This window comes from Telluria sp. ZB4P34, assembly GCF_059686055.1.
In genome coordinates this window covers 1-13,645 of sequence record NZ_JCASIF010000016.1, presented here as the reverse complement: position 1 = coordinate 13,645, position 13,645 = coordinate 1, and the positions used below count along the sequence as shown (strand labels likewise).

The following is a 13,645-nucleotide window of genomic DNA, read 5'->3' as shown; positions in this document are numbered from 1 at the left end:
GCTGCCCGATCGGTGTTTCACCTGCTGGCTGAACGCGCGGTCGGCGGAGCCGACCACCCTACGAAACAGCAACAGCCAGTGATCAACGAAAAAGGCGCCCGCAGGCGCCTTCGTCGGGATTTTCCGACGATTTACTGCTTGAGCGTCCGCTCGAACAGCTGGTAGATGCGGCGGTACTGGTCGTACCAGGCTTCCGGCTGGACGTAGGCGTGGCGCTCCAGCGGGTAGCTGGCCAGTTCCCAGTTGTCCTTCTTCAGCTCGATCAGGCGCTGGGCCATGCGCACCGAGTCCTGGTAGAACACGTTATCGTCGATCATGCCGTGCGCGATCAAGAGGTGGCCCTGCAGCTTGTCGGCGTACTCGATCGGCGACGAGATCTTGTAGGCCTGCGGGTCGATGTCCGGCGTGTTCAGGATGTTGGCGGTGTACTCGTGGTTATACGTCACCCAGTCGGTCACCGGACGCAGTGCGGCGCCCGACTTGAAGGTTTCCGGCGCGCGCATCAGGGCCATGAAGGTCATGAAGCCGCCGTAGCTGCCGCCGTACACGCCGACGTTCTTCGCATCGCCCTGGTGCTTGGCCACCATGTAGTTCACGCCGTCGATGTAGTCCACCAGTTCCGGATGGCCCATCTGGCGGTAGATCGCGGTGCGCCACTTGCTGCCGTAGCCCTTGGAGGCGCGGTAGTCCATGTCGAGCACGATGTAGCCCTTCTGGACCAGCAGGTTATGGAACATCTGCTCGCGGAAGTAGTTCGGGTAGCGCTTGCTGACGTTCTGCAGGTAGCCGGCGCCGTGCACGAACATCACCACCGGATACTTCTTGTTCGGATCCAGCTGGGCCGGACGATACAGCTTGGCCCAGACCGGGTCGCCGCCGGCGCTCGAGGGCACCGCCACGTATTGCGGCTCGACCCACTGGCGCGCCTTGAAGTCGGCAGTGCGGGTGTCGGTCAGCTTGACGGCCGCGCCGCCGCCGGCCGGCACGGTGGCCAGCTGCACCGGGGTGTAGCTGCTCGACCAGTGCACCAGCAGCTTCTTCTGGTCCGGCGACAGGCGGAAGCGTTCGACGCCGTCCATGTTCGTGACTTCGCGGACCGCGCCGTTCTTCGCGTCGACGGCGCACACTTCATAATCGCCGGGGGTGGCGCGGTTGCACATCACCCAGGCAAGGCTGCCGTCGTGCGACCAGCGCACGTCCGAGGCTTCCCACTTGCCGGAGGTGAGGGCGCGTGCGGCCCCGCCGCTTGCGGGCTGGGTGTACAAGTGCGAGTAGCCGCTTTCTTCCGACAGGTACCACAGCGTGCGGTTGTCCGGCAGCCAGCCGAATTCGTTGTTGTCGTAGTTGACCCAGGCGCCGTCCGTCAGGCGGTGCAGCGGCTTCAGCTTGGCCGCCTGCAGGTCGACGGTGGCGATCCAGCGGTCCTTGTTGTCCACCGAGCGCAGCATCACGGCGACGTTGGCGCCATTGGCCGACCATTCGATCGCATCGGCGCCATCGATCACGCGCACCGGGCGCTTGCCCTTCAGCGGCTCTTTCTTGGCGGCGGCGCGCAGCTCGGCCAGCGGGTCGACGTCCACCCCCGGCAGCACGTCGAAGGAGAGGTCCTGCACCGCGTTGGTGCGCAGGTCGACCAGTTTCAGGGCATGGGGCGCCGGCATGTTGCGGCCGACGCGGGTGCGCTGGTCGTCGAATTCCTCGTAGCCCGACTCGGTCACGTAGCGCGGCATCTTGCCGACGCGGCCCTTGTCGCCGCCTTTCGGTGCGGTGACGACCAGCAGCCAGCGGCCGTCAGGGGACAGCACGCTGCTCTCGATGTCGACCTTGTCGCCCAGGTAGATCGGGGCAGGGGGCAGGGTTGGGTCGAGGCGGCGCTGCTCGTTCATGCGCTCGCGCAGCGCGTCGCGCTCGTCCTTCTGGCGCTTGAGCGTGGCGATCAGGCGCAACTGCTGCGCGCGCAGCGGATCGTCCTCGGCGGCTGCCGGATCCTTGGCGGCGCGCGGCAGCGCGACCGGGCCCACCACCTTGGTAGCGCGGTCCCAGCTGTACCAGTCGGTGCCGATGCGGTAGTGGACGCTGCGGCCGTCGCTCGCATACTGCGGCGCCTCGAGTCGGCTGGCGCCACGCGTGATCTGCACCAGCGCGCCGCTCTTCAGGTCGCGCTCGAACAGGTCGCCGTTGCGCAGCATCAGCACGCGGGTGTGGTCCGCGTTATACACCTCGTCGGCGCCGTCGATCTTCGCCAGTTCCGCGTCGGCCACCAGCTTCGGCTGGCCGCCCGGCGCGACCTGCCAGGTGTCGCGCACCGGCGAGCCGGTGCGCTTCTGCTTGTAGAACACCTGCTTGCCGTCCCAGCTCCACCAGGCGGCTTCCACCGGGGTGCCGATCCAGTCGGGGTGGGCCATGGCTTGGTCGAGGGTGATGGGCGTGGATGCCGCCGCCGGCAGCGGCAGGAGGGCTGCGAAGATCGTGAGTGCTGGTGTACGCATCGTGTCGTAAGGAGCTGAAGTAGAAAGGAGAATGGCTTTCTTGCCAGAAAATGCGACTTGCATTCTAGCTCAGCATTTCACGTTGCGGGCGATATGGAGAACGCACCTGCTAGAAAAGACAGGGCCGGGGTACGTATGTACGTACACCGGCCCCGGCCGTCAAATCAGCTGTTGCGTCGCAGCGTTCAGGCTTCCTTGCGTGGTCGCTTGGCCGGACGCAGGGTCAGGGCCAGGCGCACCAGCAGCGCCGCCGGGACGAAAATGCTCAGGACGGTATCGGGGATGCTCATGCTCAGCCTCGGATTGCCGGCGCGGAGCCGCCATGTGCGGCATAGAGTTCGATCGAGAAGCTGCGCACTGCGGCGCGGGCATTGGCGAAGAAGCGGCGGGCGACGGTCATGGTGGATCCCCTGTAAAGAGTGCGATGTTGCGTTGCAGTATAAGGAGGAAGTCGCCATAAATAAACTTTAGATTCGTGATTCCTTTCATGCGTTTGGTGAATAATTGCTGAAATGCGTCGGCTGCAGATATGCATCCGGCGAATGTCTCCTTGTTGCAACCGTGAATGACAAGGGCAGCGTAAGCGCATACCGGTTGAGCTGGATCGCTTCTTGCATGTCAACCCGGCATGAAAGCAACCGGCTGTACACCACCTTACCTGCGGATCCTTGTCGTCAATCCTGCCACGCCGCCCGGCGCGCAGCGCGATGCGGCGCTTGCCGAACAGGCGCGCCGCAGCGCCGCGCTGCGCATCGGCCTGCTCGAATCGGGCTACGACCTGGTCGCCTCGCTGCCGGCCGACGTGTTCCTGCCCGAACGGATCGCCCAGCTGCAGCCCGACATGATCATCGTCGACAGCGAGTCGGACGCGCGCGACGTCCTCGAGCACATCGTGATCGCCACCCGCGATGCGCCGCGCCCGATCGTGCTGTTCACCGAAGACGATGCGCCCGCCAGCATGGACGCCGCGCTGGAAGCGGGCGTGTCGGCCTATATCGTGGCGGGCCTGCAGGCCGAGCGCGTCAAGCCGGTGCTGGACGTGGCGCTGGCGCGCTTCCGGCGCGAGCAGAAGCTGCTCGACGAGCTGCAGGGCACGCGGCAAAAGCTGGCCGAACGCAAGCTGGTCGAGCGCGCCAAGGGCCTCCTGATGACGCGCTACCGGCTCACCGAGGACCAGGCCTACCAGCGCCTGCGCAGCATGGCGATGAACAAGAACATGAAGCTGGCCGAGATCGCGCAGCGGCTGATCGATGTGGAAGACCTGCTCGGCTGATGCCGGCAACAGGAAGGACGGGAACACGATGGAAAGCATTACCAGCAAGGGCGCATGGATCGCCGGCTCCGACCGGCCGGAACGGACGACGGTGCGGATCGGCTTCATGCCGCTGGCCGACTGCGCGCCGGTGGTCATGGCCTCCGTGCTCGGCTTCGACGAGGAGTTCGGCATCCGGTTCGAACTCAGCCGCGAGCTGTCCTGGACCGGCATGCGCGACCGCCTGACGGCCGGCGACATCGATGCGGCCCATGTCCTGTACGGCCTGCTGTATGGCCTGCAGATGGGCATCGGCACGCGCGCGCGCCAGATGGCGGTGCTGATGAACCTGAACCGCAACGGCCAGGGCATCACGCTGTCGCATGCACTGGCGGCGCGAGCGCCAGGGGAAAGCGCGGGCGCGGCGCTGGCGCGGCTGCTGCGCACCCGCGGCCTGCGCCCGACCTTCGGGCACACCTTCCCGACCGGGAACCATGCGATGTTCCTGTATTACTGGCTGGCGGCCGCCGGCATCGATCCTTTCGAGGACTGCAAGCTGGTGACCGTGCCGCCGGTGCAGATGGCGGCCAGCCTCGCCGCCGGCCACATGGACGGCTTCTGCGCGGGAGAGCCGTGGGGCCGGCGCGCGGTGCGCGAGGGCGCGGGGGCGCTGGCGGTATCGAGCGAGGAAATCTGGCCGGACCATCCGGGCAAGGTGCTGGGCGTCAGCGCCGACTTCGCCGCTGCCCATCCGAACACCTGCCGCGCCATGGTCGCCGCGCTGCTGGCGTCGGCGCGCTGGCTCGACGCCTCGCGCGCCAACCGCGAGGCCGCGGCCGAGGTCCTCGCCAGTCCCGCCTATGTGAATGCGGACAGGGAGATGCTGCAGGCCTGCCTGGCGGGCCGTAGCAGCACCCAGGCCGGCCGCGACGGCTGGCGCGGCCACAACGGCCTGCACTTCTTCGCCGGCGGCGAGGCCAGCTTCCCCTGGCTGTCGGACGGGATGTGGTTCCTCACCCAGCTGCGCCGCTGGGGACTGCTGCGCGCCGATCCGGCCTACGCGGCGATCGCGCGCGAGGTGAACCGGATCGACTTGTACCGCGACGGCGCGGAAATGGCTGGGGTGGCCGTGCCGGACGGCGTGATGCGCCCGTCAACCTTGCTGGATGGCCGCGTGTGGGACGGCAGCGACCCGGCCGCGTATGCCGCTTCATTCGTCGCCTAGTTCGCCGCTTCGTTCAGGCGCACGGCCTGAATCGGTGCGCAGCGCTGCATCATTTGCGCGCATGTCGCACTGCAATGTGGCGCATCGAGCGGCAGCGCTGCCGCACCTCCCTCTGGGCATCGGGTGGCACGCCTCTTGCTCATACATCGATACGGGATCAATGGCGATCCTCTTCTGTTAGATCTTTACATTCGGCCGGTCCAACGCGGGATCGGCAACCAGGACAACGGCGTCCGCAGCTTCTGCTCCACGAGCAGGCGTGCGGACGCCGTTTTGTTTTCTAAAGGAAGAAACATGGCCAGACCATTGGATAGCAAGGCAGACAGCATCAAGCTCTTCTCGTTCGACACGGCGCCGATGCGCGCCTTCCACCTGACCTGGGTGGCCTTCTTCATCTGCTTCTTCGCCTGGTTCGCCTGCGCACCGCTGATGCCGGTGATCAAGGGCGAATTCGGCCTGTCGATGGAGCAGATCGCCAACATCAACATCGCGGCCGTCGCCATCACGATTTTCGTGCGGCTGCTGGTCGGCCCGCTGTGCGACCGCTTCGGCCCGCGCAAGACCTACACCGGCCTGCTGCTGCTCGGATCGATCCCGGTGCTCGGCGTCGCCATGGCGCAAAGCTACGAAAGCTTCCTGCTGTTCCGTCTCGGCATCGGCGCGGTCGGCGCCAGCTTCGTCATCACCCAGTACCACACGTCGGTGATGTTCGGCCCGAAGGTGGTCGGCACCGCCAACGCGGCGGCGGCAGGCTGGGGCAACAGCGGCGGCGGCGCGGCCCAGGCCCTGATGCCGCTGCTGCTGGTCGCCGTCACCATGCTGGGCGTCTCGCAGGCCCTGAGCTGGCGCGTGGCCCTGGTGGTGCCGGGCCTGATGATGATCGCGATGGCCTTCTTCTACTGGCGCTACACCCAGGACTGCCCGGCCGGTAACTACGACGAGATGCGCGCCCGGGGCGAAGCCCTCCCCGGCGGCAAGGGCGGCTGGGCCAGCTTCGCAGAGGGCTGCCGCAACTACCGCGCCTGGCTGCTGTTCGTCACCTACGGCGCCTGCTTCGGCATCGAGATCTTCATCCACAACATCGCCGCCGTGTACTACGTCGAGCACTTCGGGCTGTCCCTGGGTGCGGCCGGACTGGCGGCCGGCAGCTTCGGCCTGCTGGCCCTGTTCGCCCGCGCACTGGGCGGCTGGCTGTCGGACCGCAGCGCGCGCAAGGGAAGCCTGAACAGCCGCGTCACCGTGCTGTTCGTGCTGATGATCGGCGAGGGCCTGGGCTTGCTGTGGTTCGCGCAGGCGGACGGCGTCGTCTATGCCGTGATCGCCATGCTGTGCTTCGGCCTGTTCACCCACATGGCCTGCGGCGCCACTTATGCGCTGGTGCCCTTCGTCGCGCCGAAGGCGCTGGGCGGCGTGGCCGGCATCGTCGGCGCCGGTGGCAACGTCGGCGCGGTGGCGGCCGGCTTCCTCATGAAGGGCACCGGCGACATCGCCCAGACCCTGAGCATCCTGAGCGTGCTGGTGCTGGCCTCGAGCCTGTGCGCCATTGCCGCCCGCTTCACCATGACAGCCAGCGAGGCCAAGCCGGCCGCGCCGGCAGCTTCCGCAGCATAAGGAGTAGCAGAATGCATATCGTCGTCGTCGGCCACGGCATGGTGGGCCATAAATTCGTCGAGACCCTGGTAGCAGCGGGAGATCCGGACCTGCGCGTGACCATTCTTGGCGAAGAGCCGCGTCCCGCCTATGACCGGGTCCACCTATCCGAATTCTTCGCCGGGAAAAGCGCGCAGGACCTGTCGCTGGTGGCGCCTGGCTTCTTCGACAACCAGCAACTGTGCCTACGCCTAGGTACCCGCGTGGTCGGCATCGACCGCGAAGCGCGTCAGGTGCAGCTGGCGGAAGGCGCACCGGTGGCCTACGACAAGCTGGTGCTGGCCACGGGTTCCTATCCCTTCGTGCCGCCGGTGCCCGGTTCAGACCGCAAGGACTGTTTCGTCTACCGCACTATCGAAGACCTGGAGGCGATGAGCGAGTGCGCCGTCCGCGGAGGCGGCCCGCGTTCCCGTACCGGCGTGGTGGTCGGCGGCGGCCTGCTCGGCCTGGAATGTGCGAAGGCGCTGCGCGACCTCGGCCTGCAGACCCACGTCGTCGAGTTCGCACCGCGCCTGATGGCGGTGCAGGTCGACGATCCCGGCGCCCGCGTGCTGCGCAACAGGATCGAAGAGCTGGGGGTGCAGGTCCATACCCAGAAGAACACGCTCGCCATCGTCGATGGAGAAGAGGCGACCCACCGCATGCAGTTCGCCGATGGCAGCCATCTGGACGCCGACATGATCGTGTTCTCGGCCGGCATCCGTCCGCGCGACGAACTGGCCCGCTTCAGCGGCCTGGCGCTGGGCCAGCGCGGCGGCATCGTCATCGACGAGCGCTGCCTCACCTCCGACCCGCACATCTACGCCATCGGCGAGTGCGCCCTGTGGAATGGCCAGCTGTTCGGCCTGGTGGCGCCGGGCTACGACATGGCGCGCACGGCGGCGAAACACATCCTCGGCCTGGACGCGGCCTTCAGCGGCGCCGACATGAGCACCAAGCTCAAACTGATGGGCGTGGACGTGGCCAGCATCGGCGACGCCCATGGCGCCAGCGCCGGCTGCCGCAGCTACCAGTTCCTGGACGAGCGCAAGCAGGTCTACCGCAAGATCGTCACCTCCGATTGCGGCAAGTACCTGCTCGGGGCCGTGCTGGTAGGCGACGCCGCCCCCTACGGCGAGCTGCTGCAGATGATGCTGAACAAGATGGAGCTGCCAGCCTCGCCCGAGGTACTGATCCTGCCGCAGCTGGACGGCGCGGCGCGGCCCGCCCTGGGCGTGGCGGCGCTGCCGGCCGGCGCCCAGATCTGCTCGTGCAACGACGTCTCCAAGGGCGCGCTGTGCGAGGCGGTGGCGGGCGGTGCGACGACCGTCGGCGCGCTGAAGAGCTGTACCAAGGCCGGTACCGCCTGCGGCGGCTGCGTGCCCCTGATGACCCAGGTGATGAACGCCGAGCTGGCGCGCCTGGGCGTGGAAGTGAAGGACCACCTGTGCGAGCATTTCGCCTGCTCGCGCCAGGAGCTCTACCACCTCGTGCGCGTGGAAGGCATCCGCAGCTTCGGCGAGCTGATCGCACGCCACGGCAAGGGCCTGGGCTGCGACATCTGCAAGCCGGTGGTGGCCAACATTCTCGCATCGAGCTGGAACGACTTCGTGCTCAAGCCGGAGCATGCCAGCCTGCAGGATTCGAACGACTACTTCCTGGGCAACATCCAGAAAGATGGGACCTATTCGGTGGTGCCGCGCATGCCGGGCGGCGAGGTGACCGCCGACGGACTGATCGCGGTGGGGCAGGTGGCCAAGAAGTATGGCCTGTACACCAAGATCACCGGCGGCCAGCGGGTCGACCTGTTCGGTGCGCGCGTGGAGCAGCTGCCGCACATCTGGGAAGAGCTGATCGCGGCCGGCTTCGAGTCGGGCCATGCCTACGGCAAGTCGCTGCGCACCGTGAAGTCCTGCGTCGGCTCGACCTGGTGCCGCTACGGCGTCGGCGACAGCCTGGCCTTCGCCATCGCGCTGGAGAACCGCTACAAGGGGCTGCGCGCCCCGCACAAGATCAAGTTCGGCGTGTCCGGCTGCACCCGCGAGTGCGCCGAGGCCCAGGGCAAGGACGTCGGCCTGATCGCCACCGAGAAGGGCTGGAACCTCTACGTGTGCGGCAACGGCGGCATGAAGCCGCGCCATGCGGAACTGATTGCCTCCGGCATCGACGACGAGACCGTGGTGAAGCTGGTCGACCGCTTCCTGATGTTCTACGTGCGCACTGCGGGCCGGCTGCAGCGCACCAGCGTGTGGCGCGACAACCTGGAGGGGGGCCTGGACTACCTGAAGCAGGTGGTGGTCGAGGACAAGCTGGGCATCGCCGCCGAACTCGAGGCGCAGATGCAGCACGTGGTCGACACCTATGCCTGCGAATGGAAGGAAGCCGTCACCAATCCGGAAGTGCGGCGCCGCTTCCGCCACTTCGTCAACAGCGAAGCCGGCGACAGCAACGTCGTGTTCGTGCCGGAGCGCGGCCAGATCCGCCCGGCCAATCTTGACGAGCGGGGCGGCCGCGTCATCCCGATTGCCGCCAGCGCGGCCTGACCCGTATTGAGGAGAGAGAGCCATGCACCGAGACTTGCAACTTCAGAACTGGACCGCCGTCTGCGACATCGACGAGATCGTGCCGGACACCGGCGTCTGCGCACTGCTGGGTGGCCGCCAGGTGGCCGTGTTCCGCGTGGGGCGCGAGGAAGCGCGCGTGTTCGCGATCGATAATTTCGACCCGAATGCGCAGGCCGCCGTGCTGTCGCGCGGCCTGGTCGGCAGCATCGGCGAGCGCATCGTCGTCGCCTCACCCATCTACAAGCAGCACTTCGACCTCCACAGCGGCGAGTGCCTGGAAGCGCCCGAGCACTCCGTGGCGAGCTATCCGGCCCGGGTGGAAGGAGGCAAGGTATGGATCGCACCGTAAGCAAGGCAACCAGGCAAAGGCTGGTAGTCGTCGGCAACGGCATGGCCGGCATGCGCACCGTCGAGGAATTGCTGAAGCTCGACGCGGGCATGTACGACATCACCGTGTTCGGCGCCGAGCCGCGCGTCAACTACAACCGCATCATGCTCTCCCCCGTGCTGGCGGGCGAGAAGAAGGCGGAAGACATCGTCCTGCATACGCGCGAATGGTACGTGGAGAACGGCATCGTGCTGCACGCCGGCGACCCGGTGGTGGCGATCGACCGTTCGCGCCGCATCGTGCGCGCCCGCTCCGGCCTGGAAGTGGCCTACGACCGCCTGCTGTTGGCCACCGGCTCCAGCCCCTTCATCGTGCCGGTGCCCGGCGCACAGCTGGCGGGCGTGGTGGGTTTTCGCGACCTGGACGACGTCGACCTGATGCTGGCCGCCGCCCGGCGCGGCGGCAATGCGGTCGTGATCGGCGGCGGCCTGCTCGGCCTGGAAGCGGCCAACGGCCTGCTGCGCCAGGGCATGGCGGTCACCGTCGTGCACCTGACGGGCAGCCTGATGAACCAGCAGCTCGATCCTGCCGCGGCGCTGCTGCTGAAGAGCGCACTCGAGGGGCGCGGCCTGCGCGTCCTGCTCGGCGCCCAGACCGAGGCGATCCTGGGCGAGGGCAGGGTAGAAGCGGTGCGCTTCGCCGACGGCCTGGAAGTACCCGCCGACCTGGTGGTGATGGCAGCCGGCGTGCGCCCCAACGTGGCCCTGGCTCGCGAAGCAGGCCTGCACGTCGAACGCGCCATCGTGGTCGACGACACCCTGCAGACCTACGACCCGCGCGTGTACGCGGTGGGCGAATGCGTCCAGCACCGCAAGGCCATTTTCGGACTGGTGGCGCCGATCTGGGACCAGGCGCGCGTCTGCGCCGCCCACCTGGCCGGGCTCGGGCACCGCCGCTATGTGCAGCAGGCCCTAGCTGTCAAGCTGAAGGTGACCGGCATCGACCTGTATTCGGCCGGCGACATCGTGGGCCTGGAGGGCAGCGAAGACCTGGTGCTGCGCGACCGCCATGCCGGCGTCTATAAACGCCTGGTACTGGCGGGCAGCCGCGTGACCGGCGCGGTGCTGTACGGCGACGTGGCGGACGGCCCCTGGTATTTCGACCTGATCCAGCGCGGCGCCGACATCTCGGCTTTCCGCGACCGGCTCCTGTTCGGCCCCGGCATGTGCGAGGCCGCCTGATGGGTGGGCCGATGATCCCGATCGCCGCAGCGGTCCGCACCACTTGTCCCTACTGCGGCGTCGGCTGCGGCATCAAGGCCACCCCCATGGCGGACGGCGCCCTGATCGAGGGCGACCCGGAGCACATGGCGAGCCGCGGCCGCCTGTGCGTGAAAGGCTCGGCGCTGGGCGAGACGCTCGGCCTGGACGGGCGCCTGCTGGCTCCCGCCATCCGCGAGGACGGCAGGCTGCGCAGCGCCGGTTGGGGCGAGGCGCTCGATAAAGTCGCCTCGGGCTTCGCATCCATCATCGCCGAGCACGGCCCGGATGCAGTGGCGATGTACGTGTCGGGCCAGCTGCTCACCGAGGATTACTACGTCGCCAACAAGTTCATGAAGGGCTTCGTCGGCAGCGCCAACATCGACACCAACTCGCGCCTGTGCATGTCGTCCAGCGTCGCGGGACACAAGCGCGCCTTCGGCGAAGACCTGGTGCCCGGCTGCTACGAGGACTTCGAACTGGCCGACCTGGTCGTGCTGGTCGGTTCCAACACGGCCTGGTGCCATCCCACGCTGTTCCAGCGCATCGTGAAAGCGAAGGAAGCGCGGCCCGGCCTGCGCATCGTCGCCATCGACCCGCGCCGCACGGCTACCTGCGAGCTGGCCGACCTGCACCTGCCGGTCAAGGCGGGCACCGATGTATGGCTGTTCAACGGCCTGCTCAGCTACCTGGCGCGCAGCGGCGCGGCCGACGATGTTTTTGTGGCTGCCCATACCGCCGGGCTCGACGCCGCCCTGGCCGAGGCCGACGCCTGCGCCGACATCGACTTCGTTGCCCGCAGCTGCGGTGTCGATCCGCGCCGGCTGGCCGAGTTCTATGCCATGTTCGCCGCGACCGGCAAGGTCGTCACCGCCTTTTCTCAGGGCGTCAACCAGTCCTCGCGCGGCACCGACAAGGTCAACGCCATCATCAACTGCCACCTGCTCACGGGCCGCATCGGCAAGCCGGGCATGGGACCGTTCTCCTTGACCGGCCAGCCGAACGCCATGGGCGGCCGCGAAGTGGGCGGCCTTGCGAACATGCTCGCCAGCCACCTCGAGCTGGACAAGCCGGCGCACCGCGAGGCCGTGCGCAGCTTCTGGGATGCGCCGCGCATCGCCGGCAAGCCCGGCCTGAAGGCGGTCGACCTGTTCCGCGCCATCGAAGCGGGGCAGGTCAAGGCCGTGTGGATCATGGCGACCAATCCGGTGGTCAGCCTGCCGGACGCCGACCAGGTAAAGCGCGCCCTGCAGCGCTGCGAGCTGGTGGTGGTCTCGGACATGAGCCCGGACACGGACACGGCCAGGCTGGGCGACGTGTTGCTGCCCGCGCTGGGCTGGGGCGAGAAGGATGGCACCGTCACCAACTCCGAACGCTGCATCTCGCGCCAGCGCAGCTTCCTCCCAAGGCCGGGCGAGGCGCGCAGCGACTGGCAGGCGATCTGCCAGGTGGCCCGGCGCATGGGTTTCCACGGTTTCGATTACGCGGGCGTGCACGAGATTTTCGACGAGCATGCCCGGCTGTCCGCCTGGCGCCAGGAGGACGCGGGCCTGGCGCGGGTGTTCCAGATCGACGGCTTGGCCGGGATGGACCGCGCCGCCTACGATGCGCTGGAGCCGCTGCAATGGCCGGTGCTGCGCGGCCGCGAGGGCACGGCGCGCCTGCTGGGCGACGGCCGCTTCGCCCATCCCGACGGCAGGGCGCGCTTCATCGCCACCACTCCGCGCGCCCCCGTGCATGCGCCGGACGCCGAGTTCCCGCTGGCGCTGAACACCGGCCGCCTGCGCGACCAGTGGCACACCATGACCCGCACCGGCAAGTCGCCGCGCCTGGCCGGCCACGCGCCGGAACCCTTCGTCGACCTGCATCCGCACGACGCCCTGACCTGTGGCGTGCGCGAGGGCGAGCTGGCGCGGGTGAGCAGCCGTTGGGGCACGATGGTGGCGCGGGTGGTGCACGGCGGCGGCATCGCGCGCGGCGCCGCCTTCGTGCCGATCCACTGGAACGGCCAGACGGCGTCCGACGCCCGGGTCGGCGCCGTTGTCAACCCGGAGGTCGACCCGGTATCGGGCGAACCGGAGTTCAAGCACACGCCGGTGCGCGTGGAACCCTTCGGCGTGTCCTGGCACGGCTTTATCCTCAGCCGCCAAGAACTCGACCTGGCAAGAGTCGCCAACTGGACACGGGTATGCGGCGCCGGCTTCGTGCGCTACGAGCTGGGTGGCCGCGAACCGGTCTCGCCAGGCTGGGCGCGTGCCCTGCTGGGGGCGGGCGATGAGTCGGACTGGATCGACTACGAGGACAAGGCCGAGGGCATGCTGCGCTGCGCCCTGCTGGTCGACGGACGCCTGCAGGCCTGCCTGTTCGTGTCGCGCCGACCGGACCTGCCGGCACGCAGCTGGCTGGGTGGGCTGTTCGCACAGGAAGCGCTGTCGGCCAAGGAACGCGCCACGCTGCTGGCCGGGCGGGCGCCGCAGCAAGGCCCCGATCCCGGCCCGACGGTGTGCGCATGCTTCGGCGTTGGCCGCAACACCATCTGCCGGGCAATCGCCGAGCGCGGCCTGAAGGACGCCGGCGAGGTCACCGCCTGCCTGCGCGCGGGCGGTAACTGCGGTTCCTGCCTGCCCGAGATCCGGCAGCTGCTGGCGCAGCCTTCCTAGCGCGGCACCCGGGCGAAGAAGGCGCCGGGGCGGCTGCGCCTGCTGGTCGATGGTAGAGCAGGGGGCGGTACGGATGAAAAAACAGCGAGCCCGAGCGCTGATGCCGGTCAGTTAGCCGGAATTGTAGATACCGTCTTGCCCGTCAAGCCCTACATCGCGTATTTTGGATCATAGGGCTTGCCGGAGTGGACGACACCAAAGCACAGATGTGCCAGTTTGCGCATGGCAGCACCAATAGC

8 protein-coding genes are annotated in these 13,645 nt (G+C 68.0%); 7 read left to right on the top strand and 1 reads right to left on the bottom strand.

Annotated features, from left to right (window positions below; translation table 11 throughout):
• Positions 1 to 131: 131 nt before the first annotated feature.
• Positions 132 to 2,489, bottom strand: coding sequence for a S9 family peptidase (locus tag AC56KL_RS19630; protein WP_497181853.1), 2,358 nt, complete (start codon positions 2,487 to 2,489; stop codon positions 132 to 134).
• A gap of 628 nt (positions 2,490 to 3,117) precedes the next feature.
• Here AC56KL_RS19630 and AC56KL_RS19625 point away from each other — a divergent pair.
• The 7 genes from AC56KL_RS19625 (at position 3,118) to AC56KL_RS19595 (ending at position 13,406) form a co-directional block, all read left to right on the top strand.
• Complete coding sequence (locus tag AC56KL_RS19625) at positions 3,118 to 3,762, top strand: ANTAR domain-containing response regulator (RefSeq protein ID WP_497181852.1); 645 nt, start codon at positions 3,118 to 3,120, stop codon at positions 3,760 to 3,762.
• A 28-nt stretch (positions 3,763 to 3,790) separates the two neighbouring features.
• Positions 3,791 to 4,966, top strand: coding sequence for a CmpA/NrtA family ABC transporter substrate-binding protein (locus AC56KL_RS19620; RefSeq protein WP_497181851.1), 1,176 nt, complete (start codon positions 3,791 to 3,793; stop codon positions 4,964 to 4,966).
• Between the two features lie 306 nt (positions 4,967 to 5,272).
• Complete coding sequence (locus tag AC56KL_RS19615) at positions 5,273 to 6,577, top strand: MFS transporter (protein WP_497181917.1); 1,305 nt, start codon at positions 5,273 to 5,275, stop codon at positions 6,575 to 6,577.
• An 11-nt stretch (positions 6,578 to 6,588) separates the two neighbouring features.
• Complete coding sequence (nirB, locus tag AC56KL_RS19610) at positions 6,589 to 9,138, top strand: nitrite reductase large subunit NirB (protein ID WP_497181850.1); 2,550 nt, start codon at positions 6,589 to 6,591, stop codon at positions 9,136 to 9,138.
• A 22-nt stretch (positions 9,139 to 9,160) separates the two neighbouring features.
• The gene (gene nirD / locus AC56KL_RS19605) at positions 9,161 to 9,508 is read left to right on the top strand and encodes a nitrite reductase small subunit NirD (RefSeq protein ID WP_497181849.1); all 348 of its coding nucleotides are present in this window, start codon (positions 9,161 to 9,163) and stop codon (positions 9,506 to 9,508) included.
• Complete coding sequence (locus tag AC56KL_RS19600; RefSeq protein WP_497181848.1) at positions 9,493 to 10,728, top strand: NAD(P)/FAD-dependent oxidoreductase; 1,236 nt, start codon at positions 9,493 to 9,495, stop codon at positions 10,726 to 10,728. Before nirD ends, AC56KL_RS19600 begins: the two co-directional genes overlap by 16 nt.
• An 11-nt stretch (positions 10,729 to 10,739) precedes the next feature.
• A complete protein-coding gene (locus AC56KL_RS19595; RefSeq protein WP_497181847.1) occupies positions 10,740 to 13,406 on the top strand; it encodes a molybdopterin-dependent oxidoreductase in 2,667 nt (888 codons plus the stop codon).
• Positions 13,407 to 13,645 lie beyond the last annotated feature (239 nt).